The organism is Sediminibacillus dalangtanensis (assembly GCF_017792025.1).
Taxonomy (GTDB): Bacteria; Bacillota; Bacilli; order Bacillales; family Amphibacillaceae; genus Sediminibacillus; species Sediminibacillus dalangtanensis.
Genome location: NZ_CP046956.1, coordinates 846,860 through 866,614, shown reverse-complemented (window position 1 = coordinate 866,614; position 19,755 = coordinate 846,860). Strand labels below are relative to the sequence as shown.

Annotated in this window: 21 protein-coding genes; 5 read left to right on the top strand and 16 right to left on the bottom strand. The window is 44.3% G+C overall.

Annotation, left to right across the window (positions count from 1 at the left end; translation table 11 throughout):
- Nucleotides 1-8: 8 nt before the first annotated feature.
- The 6 genes from ERJ70_RS04380 to ERJ70_RS04355 all read right to left on the bottom strand — a co-directional run bounded on the left by ERJ70_RS04380 (nucleotide 9) and on the right by ERJ70_RS04355 (nucleotide 6,426).
- The gene (locus tag ERJ70_RS04380) at nucleotides 9-1,301 is read right to left on the bottom strand and encodes an MFS transporter (RefSeq protein ID WP_209367429.1); all 1,293 of its coding nucleotides are present in this window, start codon (nucleotides 1,299-1,301) and stop codon (nucleotides 9-11) included.
- A 589-nt stretch (nucleotides 1,302-1,890) separates the two neighbouring features.
- A complete protein-coding gene (locus tag ERJ70_RS04375; protein ID WP_209367428.1) occupies nucleotides 1,891-2,724 on the bottom strand; it encodes a M15 family metallopeptidase in 834 nt (277 codons plus the stop codon).
- Between the two features lie 148 nt (nucleotides 2,725-2,872).
- Nucleotides 2,873-3,115, bottom strand: a complete 243-nt coding sequence (locus tag ERJ70_RS04370; RefSeq protein ID WP_209367427.1) for an IDEAL domain-containing protein — start codon at nucleotides 3,113-3,115, stop codon at nucleotides 2,873-2,875.
- 518 nt (nucleotides 3,116-3,633) lie between these two features.
- Nucleotides 3,634-4,872 (bottom strand): MFS transporter, encoded by a 1,239-nt coding sequence (locus ERJ70_RS04365; protein WP_209367426.1) that lies wholly within the window; start codon nucleotides 4,870-4,872, stop codon nucleotides 3,634-3,636.
- A gap of 406 nt (nucleotides 4,873-5,278) precedes the next feature.
- Nucleotides 5,279-5,875 carry an NAD(P)H:quinone oxidoreductase gene (gene wrbA, locus ERJ70_RS04360; RefSeq protein ID WP_209367425.1) on the bottom strand — a complete coding sequence of 199 codons (597 nt, stop codon included), beginning with the start codon at nucleotides 5,873-5,875 and terminating at the stop codon, nucleotides 5,279-5,281.
- 338 nt (nucleotides 5,876-6,213) lie between these two features.
- Complete coding sequence (locus tag ERJ70_RS04355) at nucleotides 6,214-6,426, bottom strand: hypothetical protein (protein WP_209367424.1); 213 nt, start codon at nucleotides 6,424-6,426, stop codon at nucleotides 6,214-6,216.
- A gap of 253 nt (nucleotides 6,427-6,679) precedes the next feature.
- Between ERJ70_RS04355 and ERJ70_RS04350 the strand changes: the two genes are divergently transcribed.
- Nucleotides 6,680-7,564 (top strand): cation diffusion facilitator family transporter, encoded by an 885-nt coding sequence (locus ERJ70_RS04350; RefSeq protein WP_209367423.1) that lies wholly within the window; start codon nucleotides 6,680-6,682, stop codon nucleotides 7,562-7,564.
- A gap of 232 nt (nucleotides 7,565-7,796) precedes the next feature.
- Here the strand turns inward: ERJ70_RS04350 and ERJ70_RS04345 are convergent, their stop codons facing one another.
- The 3 genes from ERJ70_RS04345 to ERJ70_RS04335 form a co-directional block, all read right to left on the bottom strand.
- Entirely contained in the window at nucleotides 7,797-8,348 is a 552-nt protein-coding gene (locus ERJ70_RS04345) for a GNAT family N-acetyltransferase (RefSeq protein ID WP_209367422.1), read from the bottom strand.
- Nucleotides 8,349-8,419: 71 nt separating this feature from the next.
- Nucleotides 8,420-8,713 carry an AzlD domain-containing protein gene (locus tag ERJ70_RS04340; protein WP_209367420.1) on the bottom strand — a complete coding sequence of 98 codons (294 nt, stop codon included), beginning with the start codon at nucleotides 8,711-8,713 and terminating at the stop codon, nucleotides 8,420-8,422.
- Nucleotides 8,710-9,438 carry an AzlC family ABC transporter permease gene (locus ERJ70_RS04335; RefSeq protein ID WP_209367419.1) on the bottom strand — a complete coding sequence of 243 codons (729 nt, stop codon included), beginning with the start codon at nucleotides 9,436-9,438 and terminating at the stop codon, nucleotides 8,710-8,712. Before ERJ70_RS04335 ends, ERJ70_RS04340 begins: the two co-directional genes overlap by 4 nt.
- Nucleotides 9,439-9,869: 431 nt before the next feature.
- Here ERJ70_RS04335 and nhaC point away from each other — a divergent pair, with 431 nt between their 5' ends.
- Nucleotides 9,870-11,225 carry a Na+/H+ antiporter NhaC gene (gene nhaC / locus ERJ70_RS04330; RefSeq protein WP_209367417.1) on the top strand — a complete coding sequence of 452 codons (1,356 nt, stop codon included), beginning with the start codon at nucleotides 9,870-9,872 and terminating at the stop codon, nucleotides 11,223-11,225.
- Here the strand turns inward: nhaC and ERJ70_RS04325 are convergent.
- Nucleotides 11,222-11,998, bottom strand: a complete 777-nt coding sequence (locus ERJ70_RS04325) for a cobalamin-binding protein (RefSeq protein ID WP_209367415.1) — start codon at nucleotides 11,996-11,998, stop codon at nucleotides 11,222-11,224. The genes nhaC and ERJ70_RS04325 overlap by 4 nt on opposite strands.
- Nucleotides 11,999-12,101: 103 nt before the next feature.
- Nucleotides 12,102-12,857: a type I methionyl aminopeptidase gene (gene map, locus ERJ70_RS04320; RefSeq protein WP_209367413.1), complete on the bottom strand. Its 756-nt coding sequence runs from the start codon at nucleotides 12,855-12,857 to the stop codon at nucleotides 12,102-12,104.
- Between the two features lie 323 nt (nucleotides 12,858-13,180).
- On the opposite strand from map, the gene ERJ70_RS04315 reads away from it, so the two are divergent.
- A complete protein-coding gene (locus ERJ70_RS04315; RefSeq protein ID WP_245208112.1) occupies nucleotides 13,181-13,699 on the top strand; it encodes a GNAT family N-acetyltransferase in 519 nt (172 codons plus the stop codon).
- A gap of 174 nt (nucleotides 13,700-13,873) precedes the next feature.
- Here the strand turns inward: ERJ70_RS04315 and ERJ70_RS04310 are convergent, their stop codons facing one another.
- Nucleotides 13,874-14,002, bottom strand: coding sequence for a YjcZ family sporulation protein (locus tag ERJ70_RS04310; protein ID WP_074598195.1), 129 nt, complete (start codon nucleotides 14,000-14,002; stop codon nucleotides 13,874-13,876).
- A 286-nt stretch (nucleotides 14,003-14,288) separates the two neighbouring features.
- On the opposite strand from ERJ70_RS04310, the gene ERJ70_RS04305 reads away from it, so the two are divergent.
- Nucleotides 14,289-14,906 carry an NUDIX hydrolase gene (locus ERJ70_RS04305; protein ID WP_209367412.1) on the top strand — a complete coding sequence of 206 codons (618 nt, stop codon included), beginning with the start codon at nucleotides 14,289-14,291 and terminating at the stop codon, nucleotides 14,904-14,906.
- A gap of 189 nt (nucleotides 14,907-15,095) precedes the next feature.
- Here the strand turns inward: ERJ70_RS04305 and ERJ70_RS04300 are convergent, their stop codons facing one another.
- The 3 genes from ERJ70_RS04300 to mug form a co-directional block, all read right to left on the bottom strand.
- Nucleotides 15,096-17,048, bottom strand: coding sequence for an aconitate hydratase (locus tag ERJ70_RS04300; RefSeq protein ID WP_209367411.1), 1,953 nt, complete (start codon nucleotides 17,046-17,048; stop codon nucleotides 15,096-15,098).
- 716 nt (nucleotides 17,049-17,764) lie between these two features.
- Nucleotides 17,765-18,523 (bottom strand): (S)-benzoin forming benzil reductase, encoded by a 759-nt coding sequence (locus ERJ70_RS04295; RefSeq protein WP_209367410.1) that lies wholly within the window; start codon nucleotides 18,521-18,523, stop codon nucleotides 17,765-17,767.
- Nucleotides 18,514-19,038 carry a G/U mismatch-specific DNA glycosylase gene (gene mug, locus ERJ70_RS04290; protein WP_209369123.1) on the bottom strand — a complete coding sequence of 175 codons (525 nt, stop codon included), beginning with the start codon at nucleotides 19,036-19,038 and terminating at the stop codon, nucleotides 18,514-18,516. The genes ERJ70_RS04295 and mug overlap by 10 nt, the downstream gene beginning before the upstream one ends.
- A gap of 85 nt (nucleotides 19,039-19,123) precedes the next feature.
- Here mug and ERJ70_RS04285 point away from each other — a divergent pair, with 85 nt between their 5' ends.
- Entirely contained in the window at nucleotides 19,124-19,264 is a 141-nt protein-coding gene (locus ERJ70_RS04285; RefSeq protein ID WP_209367409.1) for a hypothetical protein, read from the top strand.
- A gap of 54 nt (nucleotides 19,265-19,318) precedes the next feature.
- Here ERJ70_RS04285 and ERJ70_RS04280 read toward each other — a convergent pair whose 3' ends face one another.
- The gene (locus tag ERJ70_RS04280; protein WP_209367408.1) at nucleotides 19,319-19,747 is read right to left on the bottom strand and encodes a hypothetical protein; all 429 of its coding nucleotides are present in this window, start codon (nucleotides 19,745-19,747) and stop codon (nucleotides 19,319-19,321) included.
- Nucleotides 19,748-19,755: the final 8 nt, after the last annotated feature.

Sequence of the window (19,755 nt, the reverse complement as noted above, 5' to 3'; positions counted from 1 at the left end):
GAATCCTGTCAATGTACTTCCACTTTTAAATCATCGTTCGTCTGTTTGTTCGCTTCCTCGATTCCTTTATCTATATTGACCATTTGCAAGAGGACGATCCCGGCTATAAAGAAAAGCAGTAAGGAAAAAATCCCGTACCTGCTGGAACCAGTTAACTGTCCAACAAATCCAAACAGAAACGGACCAAAAACGGCCGCGAATTTAGAAGAAATTCCATAAAATCCGTAAAATTCCGCATGTCTATCCCCCGGTACCATCCTTCCGTAAATCGAACGGCTCAATGCCTGCGCTCCGCCTTGAACCAGTCCGACACAAACCGCCAGTAAATAAAAATGAAAAGCAGAAACCATAAAAAATCCTAAGATGACGATGGCCACGTATGTGTAAAGGGAAATCAGCAATGCCCTCTTTGCCGTGATTTTTCCTGCAAGCCAGCCGAAGAAGAATGTGGAAGGAATGCCAATAAACTGCGTAATCAAAAGAGCGGTTATCAGCGAATTAGTATCAATACCAATATCTTTCCCGTAAATGGTGGCCATTTTAATAATGGTAGAAACACCATCATTATATAACCAAAAAGCCAACAAGAATACTAAGAGCTGACGATACTGCTTTAGATCCCTGAACGTGCCAGCCACCCGTTTGAAACCAATCACTACGTAAGACTGGCTGCGCTGCTGTTGGTGCTTCTTTTCCTCCTGTATATTCCGGAATAGCGGAATCGAAAAAACGAACCACCAAAGTCCGACTGTGGCAAAGGACACACGGCTTGCAATCGCCTGATCGGGCATGCCGAACCAATCATGTTTCAGCAGCATCAGAACGTTTACAGCCAGTAACAGTCCGCCGCCAATATAACCATAGGCAAATCCCCTGGTTGAAATGCGATCGATATTGTCCCCCTCTGCTATTTCCGGTAAAAAAGCATCATAAAACACATTTCCGCCTGAAAACCCGATGGTACCGATAATTAAAAGGATCGAAGCAAATAAATAGTCGCCTTCACCGACAAAAGCCAGAAGTACACTTGCTATCATTCCCATAAAGGCAAAAAAACGCAAAAACTGTTTTTTGGCTGCCGAATAGTCACTGATTGCCCCCAAGATTGGAGACATGACTGCAACAAGCAACACCGCCAAGGACTGGGAGTAGCCCCAGTAACTCGCTGCCGTGTTTTCCGGAAGCCCTTGGGCAGCCACATCGTAATAAAACACTGGTAAGATAGCCGCCATGATTGTAGTGGCGAAAGCAGAATTCCCCCAATCATATAAGAGCCAGCTGCGCACCCGTTTGTTTTTCATCCAGCTTCCCCCTCCCTTTTCCCTTTAACCAAGCATAACAGAATAGCACTCGAATTATGTTAAGATTCTGTCAGTTTTTTCTAAAATTGCATTTTTTCGAAGGGATCCTCCCATCCACAATAGGAAACAAAAGAAAAGCCAGCTACTATTTCGTTATGCTTGGTGACACGATTTATGGACATGCTTTAGTCCTATTTATGGAACAGGCGCCCTGGAACCATCTTTCAGGGTGCCTTTGATGGAGAATGGGACATGACACCAATTCCATTGTAAAAACGAACCGATAAAAAGTTGGAATAATGATTTCCTAAAAAGAGAGGGGATGAAAATGGACAAAAGAGCAAGCGCCTGTTCAGAGGAGTACAGGGTAAAGCCCCACGTGCTGTGGCAACGCCTGCATGACCCACATCGTTTGGGCCCCCGACAAGCTTAAGCAAAGCCTCGAGGGGGTAGGCGCTGGAGCTAGACATCTCTGAAATTTATACTTTCTTATCTTTCAAAAAAACCGAACGAGTTCGAAAAATTTAGGATTTCGAATCACGTTCGGCTTTTGGTTCGGTCTCTATGCTTTTGTCCCAGCCTACCTGTTTTATTCAGAAAACAGGTATTCTTCCAAAGTCAAATCTTGTTGGTAGATTTTCTCGGCAGCCTTTTCCCCGACATATCGGATATGCCACGGCTCATAACTATAGCCGGTAATGTGATCTTTTCCTTCTGGATAACGGATAATAAAACCGTAATGATGGGCATTCTCTGCCAACCATGTCCCTTCATCGGTCTGTTTAAAGGACTGCTCCAGTGAGAAAGCCATCTCCGCTGACGTCACATCCATGGCCAGGCCAGTCTGATGCTCACTATTGCCAGGCCGTGCCGAGAATTTGTCAGCTTCCTCCTGTCCCATACTGTCGACGTTTTGCTGATAAATTTCTTCCTGGCGTTCATAAGAGCGGTAGCCGGAAGCAGCAACCAAATCCAGGCCGGCCTCCTCGGCCTCGTTGAACAAATCTTCTAATGCATGCGCTGCTTCTTCGCGCATATAGCGTTTTTCCAAATCTTCATCAAAATAAAACGGCACGTCCGGCGCAATCAGGTCGGGTGGCTCATAACCGTCCGGAAGCTTAAACTGTTTATTGACAAGCACCAATGTACTTTCCGGATCCTCTACGGTAACTACTTCCCCGTCCTCCGGTTTTTCCAGATTTCCACTGCTATTTTCACTGTTTTCGTCACCTTTTTGCCCTGCCTGATCCCGTTCGGACTCCTGATTCCCATCCTGGGAATCCGATTGGTCAGAGGCTTGCTTATCATCCAGTTCCGTTTGACTGGCTTTGGTATCCTCACCCTGCTTCGGTTCTTCATTCTGCTGACAGCCAAACAACACGGCTCCAAGAGCCGCCGTTATGAGTAATGCTTTTCCCTTCATGATAAACCCCTTCATTTCTGGTTGTTGTTTTCTATGATACGTTTCTAAGTGTAACATAATGGGGAGGGCTCTTTTAGAAAAAAATGCTGTAAAAAAATCCCTGCCTTCAAAAAGAAAAGGCAAGGATTTATCTATTCAACTATACTGCTTATTCCTTAACATAAGACTGATATTGCTCGCTTAAGGAAAGGAAAGCTTCTCTGTCACTTGCATCAATCGAGTTGTTGATTTGAGCTTCTAAGCGTGATTTGTTCCAGTTAAAACATAATTCGTCGAGGAGTAATTGAGTAGCCAGCCTAATTTCATAGGAGATTTCACGTCTAGCCACGATTTTCCTTTTCCTATTGGTTCCAAAAGCCTGTAATCTATAATTGATTTTATGCTTTTTCATGGAACACGCCCCCTTGTTCCTTTTTTTTATTATCCTAGAAAATTAGTGATAATGCAATAATTTTCTGAATATTTATTGAACAATTCCCTTATTCTTTCCTCCCAAAACGTTCAAAAGTGCCCACTTAGCAGGGGACAAGCCTTTTTTTAAGTTTGTATGCTAAGAATTCAAACTGCGAATCAACTCGAAGATGGCTTCCCACTATCACGGAGAACGCTTCTGTCAGCGGACTTTCGGATTCAGCTTCTCCGCTCTATTAGCATGCAACTTGTAAAGCGGTTTAAAGTTGTACAGGCTAGAGCCTGCATGACCCACATCGATTGGGCCTCCGACAAGCTTAAGAACAACCTCGGCGTGGCGCTTTTTGCCACACAGAAGGTGGGCTTAAGACCTCGAGAGGGTTGGTGCTGGAGCTGGACGTGGCTGTTTCAGCCAATAATGATCCACAGACAGGTAAATTTATCATTTCCTGTACAGCAAAAAAAGCCTGGAGGACAATCCCCAGGCTTACCGATTACTTATGCTTTTTCCCCGTCTGCTTCCGGCCGGATCGTTTTAAAGGAAAGAAAAGCAGCCACGACCGCAAGGCCAGCAAGTAAGACTACCATCCAAGTCAAATTGGTCTTCATTAACAACGCGATTATCGGTGGTCCTGCTGCCACACCTAAATAACGGGCAGAGCTGTAAATACATGTAATAGTCCCTCTGACACCCTTTTCGATACTTTCAGTGATCAAGGCGTCTAAACATGGAAGACCAGCCCCTATTCCGACGCCGCAAAGTAAAAAGACAATCAATAAATAAACAAACTGATCAGAAAATCGGACAGCAACTACCGAAAGTCCGGACAACAGAATCCCGGAAAAAGTTATCCATTTCATCTTCACCAGGTCATCTTTAATCACTTTTCCAGTTGTGTAAGAAGCCAGACAGAGGGCGGCCAATGGACCTGCCAAGTAAAAACCTTTTTTTATACCAGAAAAATGATATTGATCTTCTAAAACACTCGATAAATAAAACAAAATACCAAACAAAATAAACATAAGAATCGCACCTATGGCAAATACTGCCGACAACCATCCCCCGTGTTTATGGAAGGTTTTCCGGGTATTCTTCCAGAATTCCTTGAAAGGCGGTCCTTTTTTATCATTTTTCGGCTTACGTACCAATAGTAAGATCATAAGTAAAGAAATCGCACAAAATACAGGGATGGCCCAAAATGGTAAAAACCAAATAACTCCAGCCAGCAATGAGCCTAAAATAGGGCTTAACACTTTGCCAAACGTGTTAGATGTTTCAATCAGCCCAAGTGTTGCACTCACATCCTTCTCCCTGCGGAACATGTCTCCAACCAGGGGCAACACAATCGGTGCGGTTCCTGAGGTTCCTATTCCTTGAAGGATCCGGCCAAGCAAAATATACGGAAATGGATCACTCAACTTCCAGGAAGCATATCCAGATAACAACCCTCCCAGCCCGACGACTATCAGGGACGGAACAATCACGACCTTCCTTCCAAAACGATCGGACAGAAATCCAGCCATGGGAATAAAAAAGATGGCTACAATGGAATAGACCGTGATAATATAACTTGATTGCAGTTTGGTAATATCCATTTCCTTTTCCATTAACGGCAATACCGGGATAAGCATCGAGTTTCCCAACGTCATGATAAGCGGAATCGAAGCCAGTGAAACGATTGCCCATCTCTTTTCGTGTATTTCGCTTTCCTGGTGCGGATTGTTCGTGGCATGCATGGCAATGTTCCTTTCTAATATACTCTCCTTTCATGTTTTCCTAAGTCCTGCTTTTTCATGCAAGAATCAACGTCGCCTGCATGGCGAGAACAAGCATGCCTTAAGGGAGAGAAATGGATCAGTACATTACTTGATCTTGACCTTCGAGAGGTATCACTTTCGCCTCCTGTTAGTCGAATTGACGGTTTTCACGGGAGTGGAGGATAGTTGGCTCTTTTAAGCAGAACGAAACCGAAGAGATTACTGGGGAAGGTGAATACGATGAATGTAAGTGGAAGATGGATAAAACTTACAGGAGAGGAGTCGACGCCGGTACTATTTTTTCGGATAGCCCTTATAGGTAAAGGGATGCCCGATAAGTTTTTCATAACTTAAGGGGCATCCCTTCTGGTAAACCGATTTTTATTTATTCTGCAATTTTTTTGGTCACTTCAACTGTTCTTTTCGCTTGATGCTTCACAGCAGCTTCCACATCCTCTATCATGTTGCCATCCTGGTCGACACTAACACTTATACCATATGGGTTTCCTCCGGCAGCAAACGTTACCGGATCTGTATAACCAGGACCGACGATGATCGCTCCCCAATGGAACATAGTCGTATATAAATTCAATGTAGTGGCTTCTTGTCCACCATGCGGATTTTGAGCAGACGTCATGGCGCTTACTACCTTGTTGACGAGCTTCCCTTCCGCCCATAGTCCTCCAGCTTGGTCGAAGAACTGCTTAGCCTGCGAAGGGACATTCCCAAAACGGGTCGGCACACTGAAAATAAATCCATCAGCCCAGTCGAGATCATCATTAGTCGCTTCCGGCACATCTTTGGTTGCCTCGTAATGCTCTTTCCAAGCCGGATTTTGGGCTATCGCCTCTTCTGGTGCAAGTTCTTTAATCTTTCTGACCCTGACTTCAGCACCTGCATCCTTTGCAGCAGATTCAGCCCATTGGGCCAATTGATAGTTGGTCCCCGTGGAACTATAATAAAAAATTGCCATTTTCACCATATTTCATACTCCTTTCCATTTTACCCGCTAGTATTCTCTTGTCCTACAAGAGTATGCACTATTTTTATACCCTATACAGGCAGATGATAAGCTGTTTCACATTATTTTTGATAAATGCTTGAAAAAAACAAGAATTCTGGTAACGATTCAGGTATCGTGACGGAATGAAATGTGTTTCTTCTGTTCCTATGCTTCATTTCCATCTTCCTCGACCGGATGAAGGGCGTTTTTTCTGGTCCACTGCTTTGTTTTCATCTTCATTCCATTGACGAACTACCTTTTTTTCTCATTCAATTTAGTCACAAAAGAGAGGCAGACCATATTGGTCATGCCTCCCATTAAACGACTTTACTGTATGAAGGAAAAGTCCAATAACACTCGCCCCAGCCTCTTTGGACAGCGAGTTCATCGAAGGTTCGTGCTTGACTGTTATAAAAATTAATGATTGCCTCTTCGATGGTTTCCTGTTGAGGATTGTAGGAGAGTAAAATTGATTTGGAGAAGCGCATTCCATCCACTAAACCTTCTATGATAACCGTTTCGCGATACATGCTCTCACTCCCTTGATATAATAAAAACCAATAATATGATTCCTTGTATTTCTTTACCCTTAAATGTGTACAATTAATCTTACGCAGTCTGGACAATTCGAAGTTTTTTGGCTGTCCGTTTCATTCATTAAACTTAATTGCCTTAGGACAACTATAGTGCCTGGAGCAAGCTTTTTTTCTCTAGACTTACTGAAGTATCATTTGGTAAGCTATGTTTGCTGGAAAAGCGACAGGAAGCGGAGGCAATCATTTCATGGGTCAATATGAAAATTTAAAAAGAGGAGAACGGGGAGCCTGGATCAGCATCGCCGCTTACTTGATTTTGGCTCTATCCAAATTAATCATCGCTTCTATCGGAAACTCGGACGCCCTAAGAGCGGACGGGCTTAACAATACAACAGATGTCGTTGCTTCCGTTGCCGTATTAATCGGCTTGCGGATTTCTCGAAAGCCGCCGGACGAGGATCACCATTACGGTCACTTCCGCGCCGAAACGATCGCATCCCTGGTGGCAGCTTTCATTATGGTCACCGTAGGTTTTCAGGTCATTCTCGATACAATTCAGAAAATCATCGATCATTCCCTGACTCAGCCAAGTATGATTACTGCCTGGACAGCTTTGGGCAGTGCTGTGGTGATGCTTGCAGTCTATCGTTTCAATTTACGGCTTTCGCAAAGGATCAACAGTTCATCCCTTCATGCGGCAGCACAGGATAACAAATCAGATGCCCTGGTCAGTATTGGAGCCTTCGTCGGGATTGCCGGAGCACAGTTCGGTTTATATTGGCTCGATCCTGCGGCGGGTCTGATTGTCGGCATCATCATTTGTAAAACTGCCTGGAATATTTTTCGCGATGCCACGCACACCTTGACAGATGGTTTTGATGAAGGGGAACTGCTAACGATAAGAAACAGTATAGCCAGCGATGAAGAGGTAAAAGAGGTAAAAGACATCAAAGGCCGTCTGCATGGGAATCAGACATTGGTGGAAGTAACGATATACGTAGAACCTACTCTCGATGTCCAGGAAAGTCATGAGATTACGGAGAGAATAGAGGAGTTACTGCAGGAAAAACATGATGTCAATCATGCACATATCCATATTGAGCCTGCTCCAGATGCTATAACAGATAGATAGCATCTAAGTACCTCTGCAAACATTCATACTTTTGCACTGAATAAGAAAAACGCGGGTGACCTCCGATAAGCTCCCCCCATTAACACTACTTTTTTTCAAACAGCGGATTAGCTTAAGACCTGAAGGGTGAAGCAGCTGGAGCCAGACCGTACTACCCCGGATTTTATAATTGATACGATGAAAGTGGGTGGGGCCAAAGCATCGATCACGTTTTTGGCCCCACCCACTCTATTTAACTCCGCTGTTCCATGCTTTGCAGTTTTTTCGATAATTCATGGATATCTTTCCAACCAAAAGCAGACTCCTGATAAGTGCCTTCACCGATGGTTGTATCTTCTTTCTCAATTTGACGTGCCCCGTGTTTTGCATAAAATCTGCTCGACGGATTTTGGGTAAGCACCCACACCAGCATGGATTGATAGCCTTCCTTTACCATTTCTTCCGTGAAAGCCGCAAGCATCCAAGTGCCAAGCCCTTGCTGTTGATAATCTGCCAACAAGTAAATAGCATATATTTCCCCATCATAGCCAAAGCGTTTCGTCCGTTCCTTGCCCCCTGATACAAAGCCGATAATCTCCCCGTCTGTATTTTCTACCACCAAGGCAACTTGACCGGAGGTTGGCATTTTCAAAATCGTTTCCCACAAGGCCTTCCGGTTTTCGAAGGTAATATTGGACATATCTTTTTCATTAATCAGCTCAAAATACGTTGATTTCCAACTGTTCACATGCACATTGGCTATTTGCTCTGCATCTTTTAATTCAGCTTTTCTGATACGGTACATCCTTTTTTCCCCTCTTTCTGTATCTATACTTCCAATAGATCGGGTAACCCGGAAACCAAACTTCTGTTTCTTTAAATTGTTAAAAGGAAGACAGTCGCAATAGCACCGATAACGACAAGAATGATGTTAAGCCCCAGGAAAGCCAACATGACAGCTACAGCTCCGCCGATCAATCCTATATGCGGCTGATCGGGTTTTACTGTCAATATTCCCGGAAAAATCAATGCCCCTAAAGCCGCGTAAGGAATGGCGTTAAGCCACCTATTCATCCATTCTGGAAAATGGACCTTGTCGACGATATAAGCTGGTAGTATTCGCGGAATCATGGTAACGAGTGACATGCCAAGGATGATGAACAAAATCATTGCCTTTCCCCCTTTAGCAAAAAGACGCCGCACAGCCCGCCTAAGAGCGTTCCAAGTACAATCGCCCAACCATCACTGATAAATTGACTGCTAAACGCATTGACCAGCATCGCAATGAGCGCTATCAAACCAACCCGCAATTCCTTCCTGACGCTGGGCAGAAGCAAACCGATAAACATGGCATATAATGCAATCCCCATACTCTGGCTTAAAACAGCCGGGATGATATCACCTAGAACCCCGCCTAAAAAAGAACCAACTACCCATGCAGAATATGCTGTTATCATTAAGGCTGCATAAAAATACATCCCTTTTTCCTGCTTGGCCTCCTCCGTATGCATGGAGGCGACCGAAAAGGTTTCATCCGTCAAGCCGAGTGAAAGAGGCACCTTCCACTTCAAACCGATGAAACGAAGCCGGTTCATAAACGAAAAACTCATCACAAAATGACGGAAGTTGAGTACAAACGTCGCAATGATAATTTCGATTGCCCCGGTGCCTATCGCTATCATACCAGCTCCCATGAACTGGCTTGCTCCGGCAAAAACAAGCACACTCATTAAGGTGATCTCGACAATCGTCATTCCTGCCTGTTTTGCCAGTACACCATATGTAAGTGCAACCGGTAAATAGCCAAGCATAATCGGTACCCCTCTGGATATCCCTTTCTGAATCATATAAAGACGAGCAGATTCTTCTGTTTTTGCAACTGCTTTTATTGACATGTGCTGCCCTCCGGTATGTAAAAAAATTTTTCATTCATTATACCGGAATGCTAGTTAAATAGAAAGAGTTTCAACTATTTACCATGTAAGCAGGCGTTGACAGGGAGACAAGCTTTATTGTATGATTCACGGAAACAGATTACCATAAAAGTTTTCCGCAGATTCCGAAGTAGACTTTACTGCTGTCAGTCAATAGAGACCGGGCGGTTGGTGGAAGCCCGGGCAGGGTAAAGTTGAATTACAGGATCGCAAGAAGCGGCAGTTTTAAAAGCTGGATGGATTCGTTCATCAATTAGGGTGGTACCGCGGAGTAAAAAGCTTCGTCCCTTTCAGGGATGGAGCTTTTTTTATTTTTGTCCGCCCCCCTCATGGATAGGAAGCTTCCTGAGACCCAAAAGGAAAAAGCTGAAAACGAGAAAAGGAGTATGCTTATGTTTCAGATTAATCCCAAACAGACACCGCCATGGCAGGAAGCCGCCATGTTGCTGGTACTGGTCATCGTCATTATTGGTTTATTTATCATTAAATTAGAAACAGTTCCGCACATTCCTCTTATCCTGGCTGTCTTGACTGTAACAATTTACGGTCTTCTGAAAAGAATTCCGTTTGCCGATTTGCAGTCGGGAATGGCTGAAGGTGCACGGACGGGTATTGGTGCCGTTTTTCTATTTTTATTGATTGGTATCCTGATCAGCAGCTGGATGGTGAGCGGCACTATACCGGTACTAATGAATACTGGCATCCAGCTCATCGGCGGCACCTGGTTTTTTGCCATTGTTTTTGCCGTTACGGCTCTGATTGGAACTGCGCTGGGGAGCTCCTTAACAACAAGCGCTACCATCGGTGTGGCCTTTATCGGAATGGCCGAAGCCATGGACTTATCATTGGCTGTTTCGGCAGGAGCGGTAGTATCCGGGGCATTTTTCGGAGACAAAATGTCGCCACTCTCGGATACTACCAACCTTGCCTCGACTATTGTGGAAGTCGATTTGTTTCAGCATATTAAAAACATGGCCTGGACTACCCTGCCGGCTTTTTTGATCACTTTCATTATCTTTGTCATCCTTTCGCCAAACCGCCAGATTGGCGGTACTCAACTTGATCAGTATCAGCAGGGGCTTTCCGGTTCTGGATTGCTGCATTGGTATGCCTGGCTCCCGCTCGTTCTCCTGATAGTTCTCACTTTGTTTAAAATCCCGGCATTCTTGACTATTGCTGCCAGCAGTCTGCTGGCGACGCTTACTGCCGGCTTGAGCGGGAGCATGGGGTGGCTGGCCATTTGGAAAACCTGGTATTCCGGATACATGGCTAATACAGGCATCGAAACAGTCGACGGTCTTCTGAGCAGAGGGGGCATGGAATCCATGTTCTTGACCATTTCCCTCGTACTTCTGGCTCTGGGGTTAGGTGGCTTGCTGTTTGTAACTGGGATCATTCCCTCGCTATTAAAATCGATTCAGTCCAAACTGACAAGTCTTCGGAGATTGACAACGACTACTGTGCTAACGGCAATCGGAGCGAATCTCCTGATTGGTGAACAATATTTATCAATCCTTTTGACCGGAGAAGCCTATAAAAAAATATACGATGAACAGGGAATCGCCCGAAAAAAATTGGCGCGTACATTGGAAGACGCCGGCACGGTCATCAATCCGCTCGTACCTTGGAGCGTATGCGGTGTCTTTTTGGCAGATGTATTGGGAGTACCCGTATTGACATACCTGCCATTTGCGTTTTTCTGCATGCTTTGCCCTGTGCTGACCTTGATGATAAAAGGAGATCGTTAAAGGCTTTGTTCTTTCACCAGTATTTTGTTCAGCTTTTCAAGACCGAACAGCAGTCGTGGCGATGGCCTGCAGAACAGCGACTCGGGTAATACATGAATCCGGTTTTGCCGGACAGCGTCCAGCTCGTTCCACCCAGGACGTTTTTTGATTAATTCCGGACGCATCTTTTGTTCCTGAATGCCAACCCAGACCAGACAAATATGGTCTGGGTTTCTGCTTCTTACTTCTTCCCAGTTCGTTTGTACACTTGCCTCTGCTTCCGAATCAAAAATATTCCGGGCGCCGGCCAGCTCGCTGATTTCCGTGAGCCAATTTTCTCTTCCCGGTGTGAATACTGGCTTCGGCCACCATTCCCAATAAAGGGATGGCCTATAGGAAGAAGCCATTGCCAACCGGAAGGAAGCGGTTTCATTTTTGAACTGCAACGCTTTTTGTTTGCCCAGAGCTTCTTCTCCAATTGCTGCACCTGTTGTCTCCAAATCCTTGGCGATTTCTTCTAAAGAATTCGGATTCAAGATAATGTAAGGAACCCCCCGTTTATCCAACGCTTCAATATTTTTTTCCATGCCTGGTACACTAAGTGAAGCCAAAACCAAATCGGGCCCCATCGCGGCAATTTTGTCAACATCGATTGATAAGTCAGGACCGACTTTGGGCAACTGTTTGACACGTTCAGGATAATCAGAGAAGTCATCGACCGCGATCAACGTATCCACCTTCCCTAAATAATCAAGCAGCTCGGTATTGCTCGGACAAATAGAGATAACCCGCACACCGTCTCCTCCTTTCACTTGGTAATAGCCATTTTCTAAAAAGCCGGCTATACACTCGCAACCAACAGGGACGATAAAAAGAGAAAGCAATTGCTGCTTTCTCTTAGATGTCATCCTGACTGGTCAAAATTCTCGGGCCTTCCTTGGTAATCACTACTGTATGTTCATACTGGGCAGATCTTCCCTGGTCAGTTGTCCGTGCTGTCCAATTGTTACTGTCCATTTGACTGTGCCAAGTGCCTTCATTCAACATTGGTTCGATTGTGATAACCATGCCTTCTTTTAAACGCGGACCTTTTCCTGCCAAACCAAAATGGGGAATATGAGGATCCTCATGAATGGTTGGTCCGATGCCATGCCCCGTAAAATCACGTACAACAGAAAAACCTTCTGCTTCCGCATATGTTTGAATAGCGTGGCCAATATCTCCTATTCGGCTTCCAGCCTGTGCCTTTTCTATTCCTTTGTAAAGGGACTTTTCGGTGACTTCCATCAACCGTTTCCCTTTCTCGTCGACATCGCCGACTGCATATGTCCAGGCAGAATCAGCAAGCCCTCCATTTAAGTTGACTACCATATCGATGGTGACGATATCGCCGTCTTTCAGTGCTTCATCTCGAGGGAACCCATGGCAAATTTCATCGTTGATTGAGGCGCAAGTAGCAAATTGGTAACCATTATAACCCTTCTGCTCGGCTGTTGCTCCATGCTTGGCAAGATAATCCTCGACGAATTTCTCAATTTCCATGGTGGTAACACCCGGTTTCATTCTTTTTGCTATTTCTTTATGGGTGGATGCAAGCAGCTTGCCAGCCTCCTGCATCTTTTCAATTTCTCGATTGCTTTTACGTGTAATCATCTATGACTTCCTTTCTACATCATCTATTTTATCATGAGGGAAACGGCAGGTAAATCATCTTCCGAACCAACGGGCATAAACAGTATATGAAAGGAGCATGAAACGCGCTAATAATCTCCGTTGTGCGATTTTATCCATTATAAAGTTTATCATGACGGTTCCTTTCCGTAAAATAACCTGTCCATAAAGTAAGAGAAGAAAGTCCAGGATCGTTCTGTCACACTTTATAGCTCCTGAAACAATACCACTTAAAAATAATCACAACATTCAGTAATACTATGATAAACTGAAAATCTATTCTCGTTTCTACAGGAGGAATCTGATTGGAAATACACAGACTTGGCCATGACCATGCAGCTGAATACTGGAAGTTGAGACTGGATGCTTTGCGGGAAAATCCAGAGGCATTTCTCACTACATATCAAGCTGCGTTAGCAAAAGAGAACCCGGTTGACTCGACAGCCAAAAGACTCGAGGCTGTTTCTAATTATACATACGGTGCATACATGGAGAAACAACTTGTCGGTGTTGTCACCATGTTACGAAAAGAACAGGAAAAAGTGGCTCATAAGGCAGACATTCTGGCTATGTATGTGACTGCATCTGCCAGAGGAAACGGAGTAGGATATGAACTGTTAAAGAGAGCAAAACGAGATGCAGCGGAAATCGGCATAGAACAACTTGGACTTAGCGTAGTAGCTGATAATCTTGCAGCTCAGCATTTGTATAAAAAAGCGGGGTTTACCTGTTACGGAATAGAAAAAAATGCGATCAAACAAGAAAAAAAATATGTAGATGAAATACACATGGTCTGTTTTCTTTTCAACGAAGAAAACAAGTAAGCATGAAACGAAATGAAATTACAGGAGGTGCGAGAATTGGGTGAAGTCAAAGGTATAGCTACCTTAATAGAATAGCTCCAAAATAAAACATGGGGATTAGAGCAAAACAAAGAGCTTCCAACTGGAAGCTCTCCTGTATTGATTAGGTTTATCTAAATGGACCGGTCGAGCTTATTAGTATCCGCCGTAGCCGTAGCCACCGCCACCACCAAACCATGATGACCCGACAATAATAAGCAAGATGAACAAGACAACAATCAACGCAAAACCGGAACCATATCCGTAACCTGCTCCTCCACTCATTTAAACAATCCCTCCTTTTTCCGATGTACTATAGCGTATGTTGCTTCTTGGAAGTCGGAAGGGCATTTATCGAATTTGGGTATTTGACCAGTATAGTGGACGTTTTTTGCCAACGAGGAGACGGAAGTGTTCCCCACGGAAAGCGGGGATTTTCGCGGCGCTGGTTAAGTACTCATCCAATAAAACAGGGAAGGGAAACACGAGAAAGTAAATCAATGGTCTCGATTAAAAGCAAACATTATTGTAAAAGGCGTTTCTTAAAATGAAATCGACAGGAGGTACAGACATGGAACCGAAATGGCTGACCTGGGCGAAAGAAATCCAGGCATTGGCACAAGCAGGTCTTGCTTATTCACAAGATATATATGATCAAGAGCGTTTTCAGCGCCTTCGGGAAATCAGTAATGAAATTGTCTCCAGCCATACAGACATCCCCTTTGTTAAATTGACAGACTTGTTTACAAATGAAACCGGCTATCAAACGCCTAAAGTGGATATAAGAGCTGTTGTACTGGAAAAAGGGGAACTTCTACTGGTTCAGGAAAAATCCGATGGGAAATGGGCACTGCCCGGCGGATGGGGAGATGTGGGGCTATCCCCAGGTGAAGTTGCTGCCAAGGAAACATTGGAAGAGGCGGGATTAAAAGTAAAACCAGTCCGAATGCTTGCCGTTTATGATACCATCCAGCACGATCACCCGCCGATGCCGTATCACGTCTATAAATTTTTTGTTCAATGCGAACTGCAGGATGGCAAACCGACGGGCGGAGTGGAAACAAGCCATGCCGCTTTTTTTGCTGAGAACCAGTTGCCACCCTTGTCAATCAGTCGGAATACGCAAAAACAAATTTTCCAATTGTTCCAGGATGCTACAGACCCGAATGCACCCTGCCGATTCGATTGAATCAACGGGGTGAACGCGCCTAAAACACTTGATAATCTTTTATCCTCACTTTACCGCAATTATCAGGACGCACAAAAGAACTAACAGGTGTAAGACTGTTGCCTATCCTAAAAAATGGCTGCCCCATAGATTTTCTACTAGTGAGGCAGCCACTTCTTTGAAGGACTGATATGTTAGGTTTTGACGTATCTAACTATTTTTGGCTTTACCTTGTTTGACCCAGTTAATCAAACCTCCGTGAAGCATGACATCGATTTGACGTTTAGAAAGCGAGTGTTTAGCTTCTATCGGTCCTTTCCCTTTCACTTCAACTTCCAATGCATTTGTAGCCGGCAATGTTCGATGCAGGTTTTTCACCCGCAGTACATCTCCCTGTTCAAGCATGTCATAATCCTCATCATGAACAAACTCTAACGGCAACACGCCAAAGTTGACGAGATTTTGCCAGTGAATTCTCGCATAATCCTTCACGATAACAAAGCGAAGCCCCAGATAACGCGGTGCGAGAGCAGCATGTTCACGGCTGGAGCCTTGTCCATAGTTACTACCGCCGATTATCACATGACCGCCGGCGTCTCTCGTTTCCATCGCCCGCTCATAATAAGTTCCGTCCAAAATTTCGAAAGTAAACTTACTGATTTCCTCCAAATTACTGCGATAAGGAAGGACACGCCCACCGCCTGCTAAAATTTCATCTGTCGAGATATCATCTCCAACTTTGAATAAAACAGGTAATTCCATTTCATCTGGCAATGCTTCAAATTCAGGGATTTTCGATATATTCGGCCCTTTAACAAGCTCCGTTTTTCTTGCTTCCTCCAAAGGGAGTGGTTCCTCCAACAATTCATTATTAATGGTCGGCTTATCGGGAAGCTCAACCTTCGGATACTCCATATCCAGGTCACGCGGATCGGTGATTTTTCCTGTTAAGGCAGATGCAGCTGCTGTTTCCGGGCTACACAAAAACACTGAATCCTCTTTGGTACCTGAACGACCCGGAAAGTTGCGCGGTGTTGTCCGCAAGCTGTTTCTGCCGGTTGCCGGCGCTTGCCCCATTCCTATACAGCCGTTACATCCTGCCTGATGCAGCCTGCCTCCTGCCTGAATCAATTCAAACAGCAGTCCAGACTTTGTCATATCGGACAAGAGTTGTCGAGATGCCGGATTAATATCCAGGGATACACTGTTAGAAACCTGTTTCCCTTTCAAAATTTCCGCTACGATTGCCACATCGCGATATCCCGGATTTGCCGAAGATCCGATATAAGCCTGATAAATAGGTTCACCTGCCACTTCTCGGACAGGGACGACATTTCCAGGACTGGAGGGCTTGGCGATTAACGGTTCCAACATCGATAAATTGATTTCTTCCTCTAAATCATAGGAAGCATCCTTATCCGCTTTTAGCTCGACCCAGTCTTCGCCTCGCTCTTCCATCTCCAGAAATTTTCGCACTTCTTCATCAGATGGAAAAACAGTAGTAGTGGCACCCAATTCAGCCCCCATATTGGCAATCACATGGCGATCCATAGCCCCGAGTTGACTGACTCCAGGTCCATAAAACTCAATAATTTTTCCAACACCGCCTTTTACACCATGCCTTCTTAACAGTTCCAGGATAACATCCTTGGCGCTTACCCAGTCCGGCAATTCACCAGTAAGGTTCACGCCCCATATTTTCGGCATTTTCACGTAGAATGGCTGGCCAGCCATGGCAAGCGCGACTTCCATACCACCTGCTCCCATTGCCAGCATACCAATTGATCCTGCAGCACAGGTATGGCTATCTGAGCCCACCATCGTTTTTCCCGGCTTCCCAATTCGCTGCATATGAACCGGATGGCTCACCCCGTTTCCTGGTTTGCTGAAGTGGACTCCGAATCTTCTTGTTGCACTTTCCAGGAATAAATGGTCATCCGGATTCTTATGGTCGACCTGGATAAGATTATGATCGACATACTGCGCAGAGGCTTCCGTTTTCACTCGGTCTATCCCCATAGCTTCCAGTTCAAGCATAACCAGTGTCCCTGTTGCATCCTGGGTCAAGGTTTGATCAATTTTCAGTCCAATTTCTTCTCCCGCTTCCATCTTTCCTGATACCAAATGATCCTTCATCAATTTTTGCGCAACGTTAAGTGCCATGTATATCTCCTTTCTTCAAATTTAGTTCGCTTGCTTTTCATGATGTACATTCTTTTTGACAGCAGAAAACTGCCAATATGCTATATCAATCTTTTCCCTTACTTAAATCGCTTTCAAACCTTCTGAAAAAATTTTTCTGTTCAAAGCGGATATTTTCTTTATCACTATGTAAAGGAGCAGCTGGGATAAAAGCATGAAGCCAAAGTAAGAGCCTGGGACAAAAGCATCGTGACCAAAATGAAAACCTTCCACAATTCGTTCGGTTTTTTTGATGAGCAAAAAGCAAAACGTTCCACCCTATGAAAAGTGCAACTTTCCACTCCGGCAAGGTACTACGCTTTCCACGGAACGCGAAGTATCTTGCCGTAGCGATTCGAAGCACGTATCAAACAACAGGATAAAAAGAAAATGTAAATGTACAAATAAAAACCGAACGAATTTGACTGGCATTTAGAATTCGCTCGGTTTTTGCTTTGGTAGCCATGCTTTTGTCCCGGCCTCTTTTGATTTTTTCATTTAAGATAACCTTTAATAGACGTCTTTTTATGCTGTTGGTAGATGTGTGCTTCATTGCCGGTGGGAATGGTTGTCATCCTTCATTGGAAACAGAACTCTTTTCATCCTTCCTTTCCCGTCATGGTTCGGTTTTTAAAAAGGTTTTATGTTATGTCCCAGCCTTATCTCACCATCTACACCTTTATGGGGCAAAATTGTTTTTAATCAGCGTCCTTGATACTGTACATCTTACCATTTTCCAGCCGGACTCCGAGGTTTATCACGGAAACCAGATGGTCTGCGACAATTTCTGCTCCCCGTAACTGATTGGCTTGTTTCAATTGCTTGAACTGTTCCACATCCTGGAATTGCTCTTCACTGGAAGAGCGAATCGTTCCTTGCATGTCCGTATCCATTTTGCCAGGGTCATACAATATGGCTTTATTTCCTGTTTCTTTTGCACTCTGTTCGAGAGCGACCGTCTGCGTAAATCGATTGAGCGCGGCTTTTGTACTGCTGTACGCACTCCAGCCATAGACAGAACGATTCGCTGCACCAGAAGTGACATTGACTACAACTAGTGGAAGAGACGATTTTTCTGCCTCAGCAATCAGTAAGTTGGTCGTCGTCATAGGAGCCAATTGATTAACTTGGATATGATTGCTTAAAGTAGCCGTATCATAATTACCGGCAGTATCGATCGGACTGACTACTCCAGCGTTATTAATTAAATAAACCTTTTCAAAGGTACCGTTAAAAGCCTTATTTGCTACCTGCTCAAAAACTTTTTCAACATCCTTGATGTCGGCTAAATCACATTTGTAATACTGATACTGAAGCTGGTTTTGTTTAGCAATTTCCTGCAACTCCTGATTATCCTGTCGTGAAATACCGATGACATTTGTTCCTTGCAACAAAAGTCTCTTAGTCAAAGCTGCGCCAAGACCGCGTGATGCTCCCGTGACGATAGCTAATTCCATTGGTGGCCATCCCCTTTCTTCAATACTTCTGTCAATTTTTGATAAATAGCTGTAATTTCGTCCAGTTTCATTCTGACCAGGCCGCTCGAAGACGGAGCTACAAATTCATAGCTGCTGCTTACAGGATCATCCTGCATTCCCCAAGGAACCTGCCGTTTCTGACTAAACTCCTGATAAACTCCCTTCCCGACAAAACAAACAACTTTGGGATGATAACGGGTTATTTTATCCAGCAAATCCACCCTTCCCCGCTGATACTCCGCTTTCGTTATATCAGCCGCTTCCTTTGTCGGCCGCGAGACGATGTTTGTTAACCCATATCCATATTCCAGCAGCCGGGCATCTTCCTGTGCGGAAAGCTTAACAGGTGTCAGTCCGGATCGATAGAGAATGGTCCAGAAGCGGTTGTTTGGATTAGCATAATGATGACCTGTTTCAGATGACTTAATACTAGGATTAAACCCTACAAACAGGATTTTCAAATGTTTCCGTAAATGATCAGGAATTGGTTCCAACATAGACACTACCTCCTCTCTTTCGAATTATTTGCATACCAGCACCAGGTCATGGCAACCCTACGACATAAAAGGAGTTTTAGAATTGGACAAAGATAAGAAAACGTATAAGCAAAGTTACGAGTCAGATGGAAAAATGGGGAAAGATCAGCATCGTGATAAAGGAAAAACCCCTACTTACAAAGATGAAAAAATGTTTTTTAATACGACCGAAGCAAGTGAATAAACAGTGCAGCACATGAATAGAAAGGCAGCGCTCTAAAAGGGAGCGCTGCCTTTACTAACTGGTTTTGTTGACGGTCACATTCCTCAATCCATTCTTTATAAACTCGTTCTCGTATCCTTCAGCCAGTTCAATCCTTCTTTCTATGTCCTTTTGCTCCAGTTTCCCTTTCGGCCCAAGCTCTCGCAACAAGTCACGGTTAGCCAGTCGATAGGTCAATTCTTCCCAAAAATTATAGTCTTCATATTCCTTTATATAACGATGGAGTTTTTCTTCCTGTTCAGGGGCCATGCTGTAAAAATCTTCTTCTTCATCATATGTCACAACATCGGCTAACCCGGCATTTTTATAAACAAATTGTTCTAGTTCTTCATAGTGGGTAATTTCTTCGTTTCGGTGGGCATTCACTAGCCAATTCCCTAAATAAACAAGCTCGGTCAACTTTTTGTACTGACTCTCCGTCATTTCCATATTCACGTTACTCATATTTCTCT

Coding starts and splice junctions, on each gene's coding strand:
- ERJ70_RS04345 (WP_209367422.1), bottom strand. CDS start 8,348: ATGTACCGTATCAGAAAAGCTGAATTAAAAGATGCAGAGCAAATAGCC.
- nhaC (WP_209367417.1), top strand. CDS start 9,870: ATGTTTCAGATTAATCCCAAACAGACACCGCCATGGCAGGAAGCCGCC.
- ERJ70_RS04295 (WP_209367410.1), bottom strand. CDS start 18,523: ATGGAATTAGCTATCGTCACGGGAGCATCACGCGGTCTTGGCGCAGCT.
- ERJ70_RS04280 (WP_209367408.1), bottom strand. CDS start 19,747: ATGAGTAACGTGAATATGGAAATGACGGAGAGTCAGTACAAAAAGTTG.
- ERJ70_RS04310 (WP_074598195.1), bottom strand. CDS start 14,002: ATGAGTGGAGGAGCAGGTTACGGATATGGTTCCGGTTTTGCGTTGATT.
- ERJ70_RS04335 (WP_209367419.1), bottom strand. CDS start 9,438: ATGTCAATAAAAGCAGTTGCAAAAACAGAAGAATCTGCTCGTCTTTAT.
- ERJ70_RS04375 (WP_209367428.1), bottom strand. CDS start 2,724: ATGAAGGGAAAAGCATTACTCATAACGGCGGCTCTTGGAGCCGTGTTG.
- map (WP_209367413.1), bottom strand. CDS start 12,857: ATGATTACACGTAAAAGCAATCGAGAAATTGAAAAGATGCAGGAGGCT.
- ERJ70_RS04355 (WP_209367424.1), bottom strand. CDS start 6,426: ATGTATCGCGAAACGGTTATCATAGAAGGTTTAGTGGATGGAATGCGC.
- ERJ70_RS04305 (WP_209367412.1), top strand. CDS start 14,289: ATGGAACCGAAATGGCTGACCTGGGCGAAAGAAATCCAGGCATTGGCA.
- ERJ70_RS04300 (WP_209367411.1), bottom strand. CDS start 17,048: ATGGCACTTAACGTTGCGCAAAAATTGATGAAGGATCATTTGGTATCA.
- ERJ70_RS04340 (WP_209367420.1), bottom strand. CDS start 8,713: ATGATTTTGTTCATCATCCTTGGCATGTCACTCGTTACCATGATTCCG.
- ERJ70_RS04380 (WP_209367429.1), bottom strand. CDS start 1,301: ATGAAAAACAAACGGGTGCGCAGCTGGCTCTTATATGATTGGGGGAAT.
- ERJ70_RS04350 (WP_209367423.1), top strand. CDS start 6,680: ATGGGTCAATATGAAAATTTAAAAAGAGGAGAACGGGGAGCCTGGATC.
- ERJ70_RS04365 (WP_209367426.1), bottom strand. CDS start 4,872: ATGCATGCCACGAACAATCCGCACCAGGAAAGCGAAATACACGAAAAG.
- ERJ70_RS04370 (WP_209367427.1), bottom strand. CDS start 3,115: ATGAAAAAGCATAAAATCAATTATAGATTACAGGCTTTTGGAACCAAT.
- wrbA (WP_209367425.1), bottom strand. CDS start 5,875: ATGGTGAAAATGGCAATTTTTTATTATAGTTCCACGGGGACCAACTAT.